Here is an 18,535-nt window from a genome sequence, read left to right on the forward strand (position 1 = left end):
GTTTAAATATCATATTCCTTTATAATTTGATTCGCTAATTCAATTTGCCGATTTCTTTCTTCTTCGACCTTTAAATTATCATTAGGGAATAAAATATTAATAACTTTAATAGCATAATCAGATGATACAATAGCATGTCCTCTCATATGACCAGTTGCTATGGATTGTGCAAATACTCTTGCAGAATATTTACTTAAATCATTAATTGACATTTGTCCTAATTTATTCGCTAAAAATCCAGCATTTCTCAGTTTATACGCACTTGATTTCCCGTCAATACGCATATTTAATACCACTGTTGTTTCACATATTATAGATTCCTTTAACTCTTTATCACCAATCTCTATAAAAGATAAGAACGCTTGAGCATTTTCTAATGCCCATCTTGCTACATATTTGTGAGACATCTTATATAAAATCATCTCTAATTTGTATCTTTTCTCTGATGAATCATTTATTTTAATTTTGTACTTTGATGGTATTTCCCACTTTCCATCTTGAAATAAATTTTGTTCAAACTCATTCCATGAGAATTTTGAAGTATCTATAATTTTCACCTCCACAACTTCTAATTTGTCATTCACTTTTTCCACAAAAACGATGGAAGGCTTTAAACAATTCACCTAAATTCCACAACTCCCTTTTGAACCTACTATTTCAGCTTTTTAGTATCAAAATAGTATCATTTAGAGAATTTTACTACATCAAAACCGCTCAACTCCTGTATTTTTAAGCCTTTTATAACAGTAACATATTCGCTTCTGTTATTCCCACTCGATCGTTGCGGGCGGTTTGGAAGTTATGTCGTACACAACCCTGTTTATTCCCGACACTTCGTTTATAATTCTTGATGAAACTCTGTCTAAAATTTCGTAGGGGATATGAACCCAGTCGGCTGTCATAAAGTCGGATGTTTTTACGGCGCGCAAGGCAAGGGTGTAATCGTAGGTTCTGTAATCGCCCATTACGCCGACGGTTTTGTTGTCGGTGAGCACCGCAAAGTATTGCCCCAATTCTTTTTTAACAGCGCTGTGCTCGAGCTCGCTCCGCCAAATGGAATCCGCCTCGCGAAGTATGCTGAGTTTTTCTTCGGTGATTTCGCCGATTACCCGTATTGCAAGTCCGGGACCGGGAAAGGGTTGGCGATACACTAAATAATCGGGTAAGCCCAACTCAAGTCCGAGTCGGCGGATTTCATCTTTAAACAAGGCTCTAAAGGGTTCAATTAAAGATTTAAAGCTGATGTTTTTCGGTAAGCCGCCGACATTGTGATGGCTTTTAATTACAGCGGAACCGTTTGCTCCGCTTTCCACAACGTCAGCGTAAATTGTGCCTTGCGCTAAAAAATCCACAACGCCGATTTTTTTTGCTTCTTCTTCAAAAACGCGGATAAACTCTTCGCCGATAATTTTGCGTTTTTTTTCGGGCTCGCTTACGCCCTTTAGTTTTCCTAAAAACCTTGACTGCGCATTTATGCGGATAAAATTCATTTCGCTGTTTGCAAAGGCGGCTTCAACTTCATCGCCTTCGTTTTTTCGCATAAGCCCGTGGTCTATAAAAATACAAGTGAGATTTTCTCCGACAGCCTTGCTTAAAAGAGCCGCAAGCACCGATGAGTCTACGCCGCCTGAAAGAGCAAGCAAAACTTTTCCGCTGCCGACTGTTTTTTGCACATCGGCAATTGCATCGGATAAAAAGCTTTTCATATCCCAATCGCCTTTAGCCTTACAAACATTGTACAAGAAATTTTTTAAAATTGCCTTCCCTTCTTCGGACTGATCGGTTTCGGCATGAAACTGAATGCCGTATATTTTTTTTTGCTCATTTGCCATTGCCGCATTTTTTGTATTTGCGGTTTCCGCAACGGAAACAAAACCCTCAGGCAAAGACGAAACATAATCAACATGGCTCATTAAAACCGAAGAGCTTTGTTTTAAATCTTTAAAAAGAGCGCAGTTCGTTTTAAACTTAGTATCGGTCTTTCCGAACTCGCGCTTTGAACTTTTTTCAACCCTGCCGCCGAGGCAATACGCAATGAGCTGCATACCGTAACAAATTCCCAAAATCGGAATCCCTAAATTAAAAATACTTTTATCCAGCTTCGGAGAATCCTCTTCGTAGACGCTGCTCGGTCCGCCCGTAAAAATAATACCTATCGGTTTGTTTTTAGAAATATAATCGGCAGCTTGTTTATACCCGACAATATCCGAATAAACATTTAAGTCTCTAACGCGGCGCGCAATCAATTGACTGTATTGACCGCCAAAGTCTACAATTAAAATCTTTTCAGTATGCTTCATATTTGCGATTTTAGCTTATAACAAGCTTTTTTTCAAGTTGGTAAAAAAACACATCGCATATGTGTTATATTAATAGAAGATATAAAAAACGTTATACAGATAACCACGCCATGACAGCTACTGTTTTAAACAGCAGCTGTACTGACCTGTGTTATTTTACTGCATAGCGGAATTGAACATAAAATTTTTCCCCGTGAGGACCGTAGAAACTGCCCGGCCGGAATTTTGCGTATTTTGTGGTACTGCCGGCTTCCCATTTGAACACGTAAGTATTGCGGGTTAAATAAAAGGTCGGCGGCATGTTCAAACCATAGTACCATGACTTCCGGCGTTTTTCAGGGTCATCTTTGAGCGGATTGGCAAAGCCTTTGCCGACACCGTTGATAATGCGTTTAAAATGCTGATCAGTCGGTACCTTGATAACTTCAGGAAAATCCCAGCCGTATAAAGCAGCCGTCTCGACACCGCCGGGCGAATTGGTTAATATGGAAGAACTACCGATAATGCCGTCATTACTAAATACTTCGCCCATTTCTTTTGAATAAATATTGGTACGCATAAACAAAAGCTGCCAGTCATTTTTTTTCGGAATGCCGTTAGATTCGCTGAGAATTGTTGGCTTGCGATCATCGTATATTTTTATATAGTTAAAACTATAGTTCTTATCGATAGTGCCGGAAAGCGTATATTCTGTGCCAAAGTCGGTTATGCTCTTGTTAGAGCCAAGGATAACCGGTTTTACATGCAGGTCATAACTGGTTCCTGGTAAAAGACTTGCTGTATGGTCAAACCAGATAACAAAAAGTTTTGCAGCATCATAGTTTTTGCCTACACGTAGAAAATATTTTTTTCCGTTAGTGAGTGCATCATAAAAAGGATTGGCAACCGGAGTATGAGTCCCCGGTTCGTTTTGATAGGGAGATAAGTCTGTTGCTCCTTTTTTAAAGCACACCTGCTGTACATCACTCAATTTCATCCCCTTCCCCTTATAGTGATTTTCATCTTTTCCGTCTTCAAACGGCAACAGACGGGTGTTTTCTCCGTAATCGCCGGAATTTGTTACCGTATATATGGGACCGTTACTATCCGAATCAGCACTCTCCCCCACAACAATGGCAATATCCCATGCATCGTTTTTTACCGACCATTGCTGACCATTCTCAAAATTAAAAAACACCATATTGTTTACGTGATCATAATCCACACTGGCAGTGGGAAACGGCTCTATATGCTTCTCCGGCAGTGTTATCTCTGTAAAGTTATAATCATCTTTGATATAATTTTTGTCTGTTTTTACGATAATCGGCTTGCAGCTGTTCAACAAAAAGAGTGCAGCACATAATCCCACCGCAGCAAACATGTGTTTATATTGTGTTCTCATAGATACTCCTTGAATTTAAGACCTATTAGCGCATACCCGCACCGCCGGGCATATCCATTCCGGGTCGTTCGGCTTCATCAGTACTGTGCGGCAGTTTTTGCTCATTTTTTTGCGGAACTGCATCATACTTTATGCCGATACCGAAATACCCGATAATACCTTCTTTTAAGCCGTAAAAGTCCTTCATTGAACGCCCATCGCTGCCTTTTGCAAAGCTGATATTATTCAACATATTTTTTATTCCGGCATACAGTTCAATCCTATCCTGCCATAATTTCTGACTTATATGCAGATTTACTAAGAGCTTATCGGGACTGGTTATATATTTTTCATCAGTGAGTTTGATTTTATCGGCAGCCCGTATATCAAACCCATCGCGGATATTTTGCGGCGAATCCCAATGCAACCCGAGTGTGATTCTGGTAAGCGACTTGGGAATAATGCCGGTAAGATTAAATTTAATCTGATGCGGAACAAAATAAGCACCTCGATAATACCGCTTATTATCAGTATCATAGTTGTACATACCGGCAATTGTATACGTTACACCGGTTTCAATCCATTTCCAATTATATTGAATAGAAAAATCTCCGCCGACTGTCATTACGCGGTCAATATTCAAATATTCACGCAAACCGGTAACCGCGTGTAAATTTCCGTTTGAATCAGGGAAGTACCCTTCCCGTTTATCGGTTTCAACGGCAAAGATCAAATTATTTACATAGTTGAAGTATCCGCTAGCTCCAAACCTCAGCCCCTCTACCGGACGATACTCAAGCGATGCATTAAAGCCTTGCGAATATTCAGGTTTTAAAAGGGGGTTTCCCAACAGCACAAAATTAACCGGCGCAGGGTGAAAAAAGAGCCAGTACTTTTGTTTAAGCGTAGGAACTTTGAAGCCCATACCATAGGAAAATCGCATAGTCAACACATCAAGCGGATCATATCGAATACTCAATTTCGGAGTCAGTTGCCACAGCGTCCGATCTCCTTTGAGCATCGGCGGCGCAAGGTCAAAACGCAAACCGGGAACAATCCGCAGTACATCTTCCCCCTTCATATTCCATACATACTGAGTAAAAATTCCGAACAGGGCGGAGTGTTTTGGCTTAGGAAAGTCTATCCCTTGCATCATTGCCCACTTTATATTCATACCCGCAAGCAGCGAGTGTGCAATAGAAAAATCATAGTTAGCATTTACTTCGGTTTCTACCTCATGGAAAGTAGAATAGCGGCGTTTAATATTATCATCAGTATACGCTGTATAAATTTCATCAAAAAAATGCTTGAAATACTTATAGCTTGAAAATACATTCATCTGGGCAGACTCACCGAAATCAAAAGCGCCTTTGAAGCCTGCTTCACCCTTTTCGCTGGTAAACCGGTTTGCAATATCTTCAGCCTGATTCATATACCGATCATGGTTAGTGTAAGTGCCGTACAGCTGCATAGTTCCTGTCGGAAGGTAAAAATCTGTAGAAAGCCGACCAAAGCCCATGCGAGTTTTTGGGAAAATGAACGTATCTATTTTCCGTCCAAGCGGATCAAATTCACGGGTAATCATGCCGGGCATATTGTCGAAGGATCCGATACCGTTTATACCAAAGAGCTTATTTTTATATGAAAAACCGGCCATGCCGAAATAGTGCTTATGAATGTCTATTTCCTGCTTTGTACTGAGCGACCAGCTGCTCCTGTTCTTTTTAGTGATGATATTGATAACGCCGCCCATTGCATCTGAACCATACAATGCAGATGACGCTCCTTTGATAATTTCAATGTGGTCAATATCGGAAGAAGGGATGAGTGCAATAGGAGAAGCACCGCCAACATCGCCACCGACGGCTACGCCATCAATAAGTACTTTTACATAGGCACCGCTAAACCCCTGCATGGACACCCCTTCCATCGGGTGTTCCGTTACCGTAATACCGGGTAAATTTTGCAGCACTTCAGCAACATTTTTTGCTCCCATTTCGGCTATTTTTTCTTCGGATACAACGGTTACCTTGTCAACAGCTTCTTCAGCTGCCTGTTCTACCTTATTGCCGGTTACGACAATAACTGCAGAATCTTTTTCTTGTGCATACAAATACATGCCGCAGCACAAAACTGCCGCCATCCATTTTTTATAGTATTTCATACTGTTTTCCTAGTGCATTGTTTTTTGATCTTCAATTAACTTTTTAACTTATTCAATACAAATCATAAAAAATTTTATAAAAAGAGTTCGACACGGCACAAGGGTGGGCAGTTTACCATAGGAATGTTTAATTCGGTACGCTTTATTGTCGATACATGCTCTAATAGCAACTTAATTACAAAACCTTATACTAATGATATATAAACATATCAGCCTCTGCCACCTAAAAACTGATTGTTTCCTTTTTCAATTTCAATTGAGCATTAGGGCACCTTAAAAAAACTCGAGTAAATTTTTTAAGACGCCCGACAAATGTTGTCTGAAGTCTATACTGTCATGACTTACAGAAAAACATTGCAACCGTTATGGATGACGGTTGTTTAATGCGATAACGAGTTTTGTCCATGATAAAACCCATCGTTCAGCATCGTACAAGTATGTACGATGCTGAACAGAACCTCTAAAAATATCAATTTTTAGAGGTTCCCCTTTGTAATACACGGCAACAACGCCACCGTTTTATTTACCTAAGCAAACATTTTAAAAAACCGGGCATCTTCACCCTCTCTTACTGTGCGGCTACGACCAACAGACGATACGAAAGTCGACAAACCCATAGGCATCATGCGGAGTTCCTCGCCGCGAGTTGCGCAGCCGGTTTTATTTTCTTGAATTAAGGTTTTTTGCAGTTCCAATGGTATCCTTCATATAACACTCTTATTGCATTTTCCCTTTTGATACAATTTTCAAATCGACTTTAACAGGAACAATCCATATCATTTTTATCTTATCGTTACAAATTACCGTCAGCGTTATTTGACGTGTATAGCCGTCATAATGACCTTGTAATGTCATCTTTCCTTGTTGATCAAGAACAGAGTATAGTCCGCTCCCTGTAAAATCAAGTGCATTATCACCATACTTTATTGAAGATTTTTGAACCTGCAACTTTGCCTGACCTGAAAAAGGCATCTTGCCGATTTTAAACCAATTAGAAGTAAAATCAAGCAATTCACCAGATTCTGCTACTGTCCAACGAATTGTGTTATCCGGTAAAACATTGTCATGATCTTTCAAAACAACCGGTTTTCCTTTTGAAAGAGCAGAAGACGGAATGTCCCATGTTCCAAGCATTTGCTGAATAAGTTCTTCTCTTGTAAAAACCGTATCTATTACCGGCTGTGCAGGCATGCTATACAATGCTTCGATAGATAATGGTTGTTCATTATCTATAGCACTACCTACCAAAGCACTAACTACCGATCGGCTACGGCTGTCTGCTTTTTTCAAAACAACTTCACCGCTTTTTTTGTAGCTGTCATCGTCAGGATCGAAAGTATAATCACCCTTAGTACCAAACGCCGATTTAACATTTTCAAACATATAGGCCATTGTCGGCAGCTTGTCTTTTTGCTCTTTTGCTACCAATGCGATAATTTCTTCGTCAGTTTTGCCGTCATAATTTTTGTACCACGAGCCGGTTTCTTCACCTTTGGCTTTTTTTTCCCGCTCTTCTTTTACAGCTTCCAAAAGGCCTTCTACGGCATGGGCAGGAGCCTGTGCAATAATAGTGTCCAGTTTTAAATTCCAATCCAATATTGCTTTTATTTTCAGTTTTTCGCCATCCAGTACGAGCTCCGAAGCATTGGTGCGCACTGTTGAACTTTGTCCACAGTAGGTAGCATACGGCTTTACTTTTTCAATATCCATAAAATCCGCTTCGTCAGCGATCAGATCAGGTAATACAGGGTCTCCTCCGAGTAATTCATAAAAACCGGAAAACCCTTTTTCTACACTTTCGAGCGAATAAGTTCCACGAGCAGTTTTTACAATTCTCACTTTAGGAAATATGCTCACAACAGACAAGGGCATTGATCCGAAAATCATTTCAGAAGATGCAAGAAAATAGGTACCATCACCATTATCTTTTACCGTTAATGTTGTTTCATACGGTCCCCTTTTGTCATAGTCAGTCAAAGTCGTACCATCTGGAGCCTTTTCTCCTCCCATAACAACAAAAACGTCTGCACTGTGTTTTCCGCCATTTGCAAGCAGTTTTTCAATAATTTTTTTTGCCTGCTCATCCTTCTGTGTGTCTATCGGGGTAATATTTTCCGGTATAAACTTGGGCTTACCCCCCCCCCGCATCGTTCGTAGGGTGTGGACAGGAAAGAAATAACGATGCTGCAACAAATGCAGCAATGAACCATTTTACTTTTTTTTGCATATCACTACCTCCAGTGAATAATCTTTGTAATATACGACGACAACGCCGCCGTTTTGTTTGCCGAAGCAAACATTCAAAGTAACTATACACCGTTCAAAATAGTAAGTCAAGAGCAACAAAAAAAAAAAATGTCTTTAATCTGTGATAATTTCACCCCTATAAGTTTTCAATGAATATTTCGCCCCTATATTTTACCGAGGTGAAATTATTGACTTGTTACACTAAACTGGAGGAATGAAATTATTTATGAGCATTGATCAAATTACACGAGGACATGTTATTGCCAACTGCCTAGAGGGGAGATGTACGGTACAACAGGCTGCGCTTCGATTAAACCTTTCACGAAGACGCGTACAGCAATTAAAAAAGGCGTTCAAAGAAAAGGGTTTAGCAGCAATGCTGCATGGCAACAGTCAGCGTCCCTCTGCAAAGAAGACCTCGAAAGAAATTGAGCAGCGATTACTTGCACTGCGAAGCGATCCCGCATTGTCAAAAAGCAATTTTTTGCATTTTCATGAAATAGTAACTGAAGAATATCAATTGCAGCTGTCATATTCGACTCTGCGCCGTATTCTGTTATCACATGGAATTTATTCACCAAAGAAAAGACGAACACGAAAGAAGGTGCATAAAACGCGCGAGAGAAGAGCTTGCTTCGGAGAGCTGTTGCAAGTGGACGCAACCCCGTTTCCTTGGTTCGGCGGGAAAGAAAAATCCGCATTACATGCTTTTATTGATGATGCACGCGGAATGATTACCGGTCTTTATTTATGCAAAAACGAGTGCCTGCTCGGATATTTAGAAGTTCTGCGGCAGACACTCGAAAATTACGGACTCCCTGCCGCTCTTTATCCGGATAAGTGTAGCGTTTTTTTTGTTAATGCAAAAAAACAGTTATCCATTGAGGAGCAATTACAAGGAACCAAGGAACAAGTAACACAATTCGGCAAAATTATCAAGTACTTAGGAATCGATATGTTCCCGGCTCATTCATCACAAGCAAAAGGACGTGTTGAGCGATTATGGCAAACATTACAAAGCCGACTCCCTGTTGAATTTGCACGACGCGGAATTACAACCATAGAGCAAGCAAACCAATTCTTAAAAGAGTATATCGGTATTTTCAACAAACAGTTTGGTGTTCCTGCCTGCGATTCATATTCAATGTTTGTACCGACGCCAAAAACACTCGATCTTGATAAACTGTTGTCATCGGTTATTACGCGCAAACTTTCAAGCGGTTCCACCATCTCAATCAAAAACCATTTGTTTAAAATTGAGCAGAATAAATTCGGCGCAGGCACAACGGTAAATGTATTGATTTCACAAAAACATGGTATACGCGCTTTAATACATGATGAATTCTATCCGATTGTACCGCTCGATGATATATACCGAACCGATACGGTTGGACGAACCGGAGACCTGCCTCAAGTAGTTATTGACTTGATTTATGAATTCTTACTTAAAGATGCAAAAGCAGGATAACTCGATGTGTTAAGGGGTGCAATTTTCATTGCAAAATTAACCCCCTTTAGGGGTGAAATATTCACTGGTTATTGACAATACGATTTAAAAAACACCTTGCCGACCGACGAATATTTCACTGCCAACGCTTATTTATCATATGGGCGTGCGCGCATATAGATGAAGCTTTACTATCTATCTTGCTGTGTTCTCAAGTTTGAAAATTTCTATTCTAAATCTTTAGAAATTGGAGTTTGACCTCTCTATACCAGAGAAATAAACACCTGATACTATATACTTTATTATCCATATATCCAAAACGCAAAAAATTTTATAAAAAGAGTTCGACACTACGGTTCGGTTTTGCCATCCGTGGCGGTTCTGATTTTGACAACGGTGAGTAAACTTACCATAAGAATGCTTAAATCCGCAGCCCTTATTGTTGATGCTCCGATTTTTATAACAGGAAGTTAATACAAAATGCTACACGAGTTTAACTTGGTAATTCAGGATATATATCCGCACTTTAGAATATTCTTCATGCTCTTGTCGTGGGTAAGACCTCTCTGGGCTTCCTCTATCGCTTTCTTTTGTGTGCCCTCTCTTTCTTGCGGCAGTTTAAGCACCGCAATTTCCGCATTTTGCATCGAGGCTTCTGCTATTTTGTCTACGATTTTATCAATTTTTTACTCGTTATTGTTTTCATTTCAACTATTTTATTTACATGAGGAATAATCCCGTCAGGTTCCCAATAAGTTATATATTTATTAGTCATTGGACACTGTTTTTTTATTTTTTTTTCTACAATTGCCACACTATATCTTGCTCTTGTTATAGCAACATAAAAATCAGCTCTAGTACCTGGCTTCAGCGCTATGGATGAATCAAAAATCCACCTCCATATATTTTCTGTAGGGTATATAAGCACCCTGTCAAACTCCAAACCTTTAGACTCTCCAAGATTAAGGGCAACATACTCACTATTTATTTTAACTAGTATGTTACATCTTAGTTGTACCGGACGGAATTTCTCTAAATATTGTTCAACATATTCTTCCCTTATTATAAAAACCCCGCAATGGTCTGCCTCCTTTTCTTTTTCTGAGCTCATCAGTGATATATCTTTGTAAATTTCATTTGCAAAATCACATATGGGTTTACAGTTCCTGTATGTTTTATTTAAACTTTTATCATCAATTGTGATATTTAAATTTTTGCATTCATTTTTAAAAAAAGCTTCTATTTTGCCATTTGAATATCTTTTATTTTTTGTAGCATAATGTGTTTTATATGTACATTGGCGAGGATCACCAGCCATTATAACTTCTATGTCATATTTTATCATGCGCGCTATTATATCTAAATCATAGCCTACCAAATCTTGCACTTCATCGATATAAACACAATCATATTTTTTTGAAAGTCGTTCAAAAATCAAACTTTTATTATTATCCCTATTACTCTTATCATCATCTAAAAACATTACACCTGCTGAAATCTTATCAGAATATATTTTATTATCTTTATTTATATAATATGCATCTTGCTGTTTGCCGGCACATCCAGCACTCTGTCCGTTTATGAAAGAAATCCCAGCTATTCGTTTTGTAAATTTAGCACCCTGATAGGGTCTTATTCCGTCTTCAAGTAAAAATGAAAACCATGTTTTGACGGTAATGTTTTCCGGAATAACTCCGGCCTGTTCTCTTATTTTGTTTTTTATCTGCTCAGCATTAGCTATTGTATGGGTAGTTATCAAATTTTTTTTATGTTTTGTGGCTATCGCATCCTTAACTATTTTGGTTGTCTTTCCTGCCCCGGCCCCGGCAATATATAATTTACCACTCATAATGCCTCCATTATGTACTTAGGAAAACTTAACGGTTCAGTTGTATCAAAAATTTTAATAGCACTCTCTGTTTTATTTTCTTTCATATACTTTAATAAACTATCTTCGTCTTCAAACGATTTTCCTAAAATGCGATTTAATAGAGGCAAATCATTTGCCCTAAGCATGCAAGGTTCAAGCGTGTTATAATTATAATTTTTCAATTTTCCCGTATATTCATGTTCTGTACTGTCATAGCATATTTTAATATTTGATTTTTGATTATTACCTATATAGTTACAATATTTTCTATGCAATGCTTCAATGTTTCCGTCATTATCAGTTATTACAATCACCTCTTTTTCCAATTTTTCTGACAGTTCTAAAAATCGCAAAAAAGATGTTCCAACTGAAATTACATCTATTCCATCGTGTATTGGAAGGTGCCCATCATGTTCTGACATATATGCCTTCTGTACTATTAATTCGTCAGAGTCTCCTTCAACAAGTATAGCTTTTTTGCATAAAAGTAATCTTAAAGTATCATATCCCGCAATCTTTCGGAAAAAAATATCTGTTTCTTCAGAAAGTTCACGTATTTTAACTAAGTTAGAATTATTTAATAATAATAAATTTGCAAGTCCCAATTTATTTGCAACAAAACTGCTATGTGTTGATATTATAATTTGCTTTCCTTGATATGTATACTCTAAGCTCTTCAGAAAAATATTCAATGTTGAATGGGATAAGTGGCATTCGGGCTCTTCTATCAATACTACTTTTTTGTTTTCGCTGTTTTTATCATTTAACGCAAGGTGCGTTTTGATAATACACTGAGTTCCTTTGCCTACATTGTTCCAAGGTCTACCGACAGAGTAACTTTTTTGTCTCCTAAACCAGTGGATTGGCTAAGTTTTTTATTTATATCGCTTATTATTTCTTTTTTATTAAATGATTCTCGCATTAAGCGGTGAGCCTGTGAAATACCTACAATCTCCTCATCAGTCAACATGTTTTTAATAATTTTAGAAATATATACATCAGAACCATTATTAAACCTATAGTGTGAAGAATCAATCATTGAAGCTTTTATGGGTATCGTTCTTGGTGTAATTACTTCACGAGCAAAAGAAAACCATGTTACATCATAATATTCAATTGGCAGCGACTGTATTTCTGACTTACACATTTCTCCGTACTCTTGCTCATATTTCTCATCAAAACAAATACTAAATACAATTCCAGGAGTTTTTCTATCCTTATCTGAATTCCCATCGCCAATAAAACTAGCTAAATCATTATTGCTAAAATAAATCTCAATAATAATAGCCGGAAGGTTAGCCTTCTGTGTGGATTTCAAATTAGCCAAGTAAGTATCCACTATTTCTTTATTAAACAAATATTGTGATAATTCGTTTTTAATAAATTTACCGCGATAAATTCCTGTTAACGCAAGATTTATTGCTTCCAAAATCGTAGATTTTCCAGCTTCGTTGTTGCCCACTAAAACATTAAATTCTGGATTTAATTCAAGAGTGAATTCTTTGAAGCACTTAAAATTAAAAATTTTTATTTTTTTAATTGCCATGCATACCTCTTTTCATTAATAATATACTATATGGTGATCGTAAATACAAGTTTTTATCAACTATTACGTTTTCTTGTTTTACTATCCCAACTTTGTAACGCCGATTTATATTTTAAAAATCTTGAATTTTCGCACACCCCTGTATTGAATCTTCCTCAAGCCAAAACAATCCGCTCCATTCACTCGGATTTAGGTTAAGAGGATGGTCATTAAAATAAATTTTTTCTCCCATGAATATCCAAAATACTTTTAATTTTTTATCTCGAAGATAGTCACATAAATAATCTTTTCTAATAAATAGGCTATTTGAAATTTTCGTCAGCTCTCCATCAAAAGACACAAGCTCACCGTTTGTGCTGTAAAGACATCCGTCATACACTTTCTGCTCTAGCTCTAAATGGTCAATAATATCTTTGCGCAATATATTAAATGCAATCCTATTAGATTTTGATGCATCATATTCTTCTTCCCATATACACCGAGTGTAAGTCGGCATGATCCGTACTATTGAACTTTTTGTATTTTTAATTTCACTGTTCGTTGTTCCTGTAAAGTTGTCAGAACCAATTTCGTAATCAAACCAATGTTGCCCAAAAATAGTATTATAGCCCAACGACCATGCATACTCTCGATTAAACAATTCATATGCCTTTTGTGGTTCTGCAAACCACCTTCCCAAAAAATTTCGTTGCTCAAGATCTCTTTTTAGCAATACAAATTCATCTTCATTTACAAAGTATCCTTGTGCCATACACCATATTTGTTGTTCGCCTCTATTAAAAGGAAAGTCATCGTTTATGGTATTCGGCTGATCCTTAGTTTCAATATAGTAATATAACGATACCCATTTATTTCCATCTGTATCCTCAACAAGCAAATAAGAATTAAATGAAGAAAAAAAATTTGCAGGCGTTTTCAACCATTGCCGGATAGACTTTAAATCCTTAACATTTCGAGATATAAAGGTTTCGTCTAATTGCGGAAAATTTATTTTTGGAAGATCCCTCGGTACAAGAAAGTGACGGTTTAGCGTTGGATCAAAATCTCTGACATAGGGTTCCCATGCACCGTTATAAAACTGCTGCGAATTATTCCGCATTGACTTTAATTTCTGCGTATCTGATATTCGCGCAAGTATATTATAAAAAGCAATCCATTGGTATTTCTTTCCAATACGTTCATTTCGTGAGGGTTGCCTTCCGAAATTATAAAATTTTACGCTTTTATCATAATTGGCAAACATTTCATCTGTATAGCCAAGTTCATTAATAATAAACTGTATCGCATAATGATATAGGTTATCTATATCAATTCCTTCAAAACTATTTAATGCACGCTGAAATACATATCGTCCAAAATCACCATAGCAGGGATAATTTCGCCTATTTGGTTGCATGGAATACTTAATAGTTAGTATACCGCCTATTACACCATCATCATCACACTTGCTGACATTGGGTATTTTCTTTGATTTGTATGGAGGATTTATTTTATTTACGATAATACTACATTTAGAATTAGGGTATTCGTATAAATACCTTTCGATAATTAGTTTTGCGTAATCACGCAAGAGAATATCCGGATATACATATTCGGTATTGAAAATAGTTTTAAAAACATATTCGGCAAGAGTTTTAAATTCATCCTTATAAGTAGCATTTCTCTTCATACACGCACCGAAAACTACACCGTATAATCTTTGCAAAATATACGGATCATTCACCCCATCAAATTTTTTTAGTAAATATTCACAGAGATTAAAATTATTCTTTAATAACTCTATCAACGCTTTTGAAGCTCTATCTCTTAACAATCTATATGAGGAACTCAAAATCCAACTAAATAGAATGAGCAATAATCTGACACTTTCAGTATCAAGATTGTCAAAATTATTACCTTCATCAAAAAACGAAATTAGTTGATATATTCTATCTGTATCATAGCTCCTTCGATTGATGTACATAGTCCATTTACGATCACGCTCGTTTAAGGGGTGTTCAAATAAAATAGTATGCAGGAAGTCGGCATTTAGTGGATGATTAGGCTTTGTACTGGTTTCAATTAATGTATCAAAAAGCACTTCAAAAATATCATAATTATTCGGAGCATATTTTTGTATTATGGAATTATATTTATCTTTGAAAGCAAGAAAATACTCAGAGTTTATTACTTGGCTTCTTTGCCAAGAAAAAGACTGAAAATATTTTTTTATAATGTCTAATTTACTACAGTCATTCTCAATGTCATCAATAATATCAATACAATCTCCATCAAATTTTTCATGATGCAAACCGCATAGTATTATAAAAGTATCTAAATTTTGAGGTTGAGTAACTTGTCCGTTTTCTATTTTTAGTAAACTTTTTTTTATATAAGCGTTTATTTTATCTTTACTGTCATATCTTTCTATAATCCTTTTTGCCTGCATAAAATTTTCCAATAAATTATAAGCTAACCTATAGTGCTCGTTTTTGTTAGCATCAACAAATGTAATCAGCAACCCGGATTTTAGTAGTGAAGATAAAAAGTTTAGCTTTTTATATGATAGTCCGTATATTTCCCAAAACTTAAAACCTAATAATATTTCCTTAGTGAGGCCATCATTATTAGTACCTAACTGATTATCAACCATTTCGTAGATAAAATGTTTTAAAACAGGAATTGTGCCATCGAATTAATAGCTTTTTGTACTTCCTTATCTACAGATTCTATGAGCTTATCAAACAACCCGTAAATATTAAACTCTCCATCTTCATATACGCGGCAAAATAATGTAAGAAAGAGAGGATTGGTCATCTCATAACTAAGAAAACATAATGGAGAAAACGGAATGCTATAATGATCTAAAAATGATTTTATTGCATTGAAACTATCATCCTGAAAACCCATATGTGTCATCTGCAATAGTTCTTTATTTTTTATTTTTGTTTTAATGCTGTCGTCAAACACAAGAGGTTCATAATCGCTTCTAACAGATACAGCAAGTCTGATATGATCGAATTTGTTTATTTTATTGATAATAGTTATAAGACCTGTTTGCCATATCTCTTTATAACTACTTTCATTAATTGCATCAATAAATATTGTAACACAGCAATCATTCTCATATCCAATACATTCTAAAATTTGCAAAAAACTATCAAAGCTTATATCAAGGCCGATGGTAGAAAGTATTTGCTCTTGTATCGATAAATTATTTATAAACTTATGCCCAAGCAGTAACAGCGCAGATCCGCCGGTAGAATTTATTAAATTGGCAGTTGTCGCAAAAAGTTGAGACTTTCCGGTTCCGGCCTTACCATTAATTATTAGTACTTTCTTTTGTAGAACATCCGCCTCTTCATCAAATTCCAAAAGCGAAGGAATGTTTATTATTTCAGTAAGCTGATCAATATCGTTTTTCAGGTTGTTTCTGTCATGGTTTTCCAAGGTCGTTTCGTTAAGTTTTTGTTTTTTCGCAGTGATTTGTTCGTTTAAGTCGGCTATATCTTTTTCAAATATTTTTTTTATTTTTTCTGACCATTGCAAGCAGTCTGAAATAGTATAAAAATTTATATCTTCAATAGAAGTTATTTCTTTACAAATCTTTGTAAGCAAGCTTCCTTGTAGGTATTGATATTGCCATCTCTGTTGAATCTCTTCGACGACTTCATTTTTTCGAAAATTAATTTTTTCAATTGTGGATTGATTTTTTACAAAATAATTAAGCTTTGTTTTGATTGCAGTATCAACATTAAATTTACTATATCTTTGTCCTAAAGAATCCAAGCTTATTTTTAATTGATCATCAAACCATTTTTTATTTAATGAGTGCCGGTTAAAAAATTTTTCAGCAATAACCGGACACATTATAACTTGATCAAGAATTTCTTCATTTGTAATGGGAATAAGTTCAATGTTCGCCTGTTTCAGCAAGGTCTCTATGTCCTTATATTGTTTGGATGCCGGTGTAACATTTTTATTACTATATAAATACACTACATCTAATTTTCCCGAATACCATCTCACAACTTTTTCCATGGAACCTTTGATTTCACTATAGTCCGGTCTACCGGAAAAATATTTTGCCTGAAAACTAATTCTTTTTTCGGTACTAGTATAACGTTTTTCTGAAAAGTATATTGTATTTTTCTTTGGTTTGTGATACTATCTCAACAGCTTTTTATCACTAAGGAGTATTGCATGCCCAAACCGCCGAGTAAACTTGAACTAAATCCTGAAGAGCTCACGTACCTTGAATCACTTGTTCGTTTACGAACAATCCAAGCACAAACGCTCACGCGTGCACGAATACTTTTGCTTAAAAGCAAGGGGCTGTCCATTAAGGAAACAGCCGACAAGGTAGGCTATACGTATAGAAGCGTTGCGCTCTGCCTTAAGAAATATAAGCAGGGCGGCGTAGAGCATGCTCTCACCGATGCACCCGGACGCGGAAACAATCCGGAAATTACCGATGAAGAGAAATCGTGGATTATAAATCTCGCTTGTCAAAAACCGACTACTTTTGGGTATGCTGCAGAAACATGGACTTACGCACTGTTAACAAAGCATATTAACACCACCGCTGAAAGTGCAGGATACCTACGGCTCGCTACTATCCATAAAACAACGGTATTTAAAATACTAACTGAAGCAGACATTAAACCTTACAAAATAGAATATTACTGTGAAAACAGAGACCCTGACTTTGATAGAAAAATGCACAATGTTTTGCTCGTTTATAAGCAACTTGAACTTTATTTTGAGGAAAATAAGCCATTACAGACAGAAGAAGGGAAGAATATCCATGTTGTTTCGTATGATGAGAAGCCCGGCATACAAGCTATCGCGACGACAAGCGATGATTTACCTGCTGATGAAACCCATCAATGCATTCGCCGTGATTATGAATACAAACGGCTTGGCACGCTCTCACTTTTAGCAGGCATTGATTTACAGACGGGGGATGCCATTCCTCTTGTAAGCGACAGTCACACCAGTAAAGATTATGTGCAATTTCTTAAAATACTTGATGAACGATACCCGCAAGAAGATAAAATTAGAATCATTTTGGATAACTTAAAAGTACATACCTCCAAAGAAACCATTCGATATCTTTCAACGGTACCGGGAAGATTTGAGTTTGTGTTTACGCCAAAGCATGGTTCTTGGTTAAATATGATTGAAGGATTTTTCAGCAAACTAACAAGACAACTGTTGCGGGGCATGAGAGTAAAATCAAAAACAGAGTTAGTTAATCGACTGTATAAATACTTTGACGAGATTAATGAAGAGCCAGTCGTATTCCATTGGAAATACAATCTTGATGATCTCGATGTTTCTGAAGCGGTTATAACCGACGCTCTCAAATATGAACTTAATTAGAAAACGTTACACTAGTACTTAAAACAGGTTCAACTTCAATACCGGGATTATTTGGGGCAGCCTGCAATATTATTTTATTATTAAAATGTTGTTTTTTAAATAGAAGACGGCACATTTTTTCAAATGCCGTTGAAGTATTTTGATTTTGTACATTAAAATGAGCCCACGTTATATTGTTGTTTCCCGAATTCACTATGCTTACCTCCGAGATAAGCAGATTCTATTTTGCTTTATCTA

13 protein-coding genes are annotated in these 18,535 nt (G+C 36.6%); 2 read left to right on the forward strand and 11 right to left on the reverse strand.

Annotation, left to right across the window (positions count from 1 at the left end):
• Window positions 1–2: 2 nt before the first annotated feature.
• The 5 genes from FUT79_RS13720 to FUT79_RS13740 form a co-directional block, all read right to left on the reverse strand.
• A complete protein-coding gene (locus FUT79_RS13720; protein WP_215905269.1) occupies window positions 3–623 on the reverse strand; it encodes a putative immunity protein in 621 nt (206 codons plus the stop codon).
• A gap of 141 nt (window positions 624–764) precedes the next feature.
• The gene (gene guaA, locus FUT79_RS13725; protein ID WP_148889753.1) at window positions 765–2,300 is read right to left on the reverse strand and encodes a glutamine-hydrolyzing GMP synthase; all 1,536 of its coding nucleotides are present in this window, start codon (window positions 2,298–2,300) and stop codon (window positions 765–767) included.
• Between the two features lie 151 nt (window positions 2,301–2,451).
• Entirely contained in the window at window positions 2,452–3,681 is a 1,230-nt protein-coding gene (locus FUT79_RS13730) for an HmuY family protein (RefSeq protein ID WP_148889754.1), read from the reverse strand.
• A 25-nt stretch (window positions 3,682–3,706) separates the two neighbouring features.
• Window positions 3,707–5,824 carry a TonB-dependent receptor plug domain-containing protein gene (locus FUT79_RS13735; RefSeq protein ID WP_024752657.1) on the reverse strand — a complete coding sequence of 706 codons (2,118 nt, stop codon included), beginning with the start codon at window positions 5,822–5,824 and terminating at the stop codon, window positions 3,707–3,709.
• A gap of 717 nt (window positions 5,825–6,541) precedes the next feature.
• Window positions 6,542–8,014, reverse strand: coding sequence for a hypothetical protein (locus tag FUT79_RS13740; protein ID WP_215905270.1), 1,473 nt, complete (start codon window positions 8,012–8,014; stop codon window positions 6,542–6,544).
• A 271-nt stretch (window positions 8,015–8,285) separates the two neighbouring features.
• On the opposite strand from FUT79_RS13740, the gene FUT79_RS13745 reads away from it, so the two are divergent.
• On the forward strand, window positions 8,286–9,539 hold the full coding sequence (locus FUT79_RS13745) for an ISNCY family transposase (RefSeq protein ID WP_148884631.1): 1,254 nt from the start codon (window positions 8,286–8,288) through the stop codon (window positions 9,537–9,539).
• Between the two features lie 646 nt (window positions 9,540–10,185).
• On the opposite strand, the gene FUT79_RS13750 is transcribed toward FUT79_RS13745, so the two are convergent.
• The 5 genes from FUT79_RS13750 to FUT79_RS13765 all read right to left on the reverse strand — a co-directional run bounded on the left by FUT79_RS13750 (window position 10,186) and on the right by FUT79_RS13765 (window position 16,954).
• A complete protein-coding gene (locus FUT79_RS13750) occupies window positions 10,186–11,367 on the reverse strand; it encodes a UvrD-helicase domain-containing protein (protein ID WP_024752777.1) in 1,182 nt (393 codons plus the stop codon).
• Window positions 11,364–12,251, reverse strand: coding sequence for an ATP-dependent nuclease (locus FUT79_RS15650; protein WP_215905172.1), 888 nt, complete (start codon window positions 12,249–12,251; stop codon window positions 11,364–11,366). Before FUT79_RS15650 ends, FUT79_RS13750 begins: the two co-directional genes overlap by 4 nt.
• Entirely contained in the window at window positions 12,194–12,934 is a 741-nt protein-coding gene (locus FUT79_RS15655) for an AAA family ATPase (RefSeq protein WP_231577620.1), read from the reverse strand. The genes FUT79_RS15650 and FUT79_RS15655 overlap by 58 nt, the downstream gene beginning before the upstream one ends.
• A 112-nt stretch (window positions 12,935–13,046) precedes the next feature.
• The gene (locus FUT79_RS13760; RefSeq protein WP_052812622.1) at window positions 13,047–15,566 is read right to left on the reverse strand and encodes a hypothetical protein; all 2,520 of its coding nucleotides are present in this window, start codon (window positions 15,564–15,566) and stop codon (window positions 13,047–13,049) included.
• Window positions 15,567–15,583: 17 nt separating this feature from the next.
• Entirely contained in the window at window positions 15,584–16,954 is a 1,371-nt protein-coding gene (locus FUT79_RS13765) for a DEAD/DEAH box helicase family protein (RefSeq protein ID WP_052335739.1), read from the reverse strand.
• A gap of 162 nt (window positions 16,955–17,116) precedes the next feature.
• On the opposite strand from FUT79_RS13765, the gene FUT79_RS13770 reads away from it, so the two are divergent.
• A complete protein-coding gene (locus FUT79_RS13770) occupies window positions 17,117–18,298 on the forward strand; it encodes an IS630 family transposase (RefSeq protein WP_024751818.1) in 1,182 nt (393 codons plus the stop codon).
• Here the strand turns inward: FUT79_RS13770 and FUT79_RS13775 are convergent.
• Window positions 18,291–18,491, reverse strand: a complete 201-nt coding sequence (locus FUT79_RS13775; RefSeq protein ID WP_148889756.1) for a hypothetical protein — start codon at window positions 18,489–18,491, stop codon at window positions 18,291–18,293. The two genes, FUT79_RS13770 and FUT79_RS13775, sit on opposite strands and share 8 nt — an antisense overlap.
• Window positions 18,492–18,535 lie beyond the last annotated feature (44 nt).

This window comes from Treponema phagedenis (genome assembly GCF_008153345.1).
Classification (GTDB): Bacteria; Spirochaetota; Spirochaetia; order Treponematales; family Treponemataceae; genus Treponema; species Treponema phagedenis.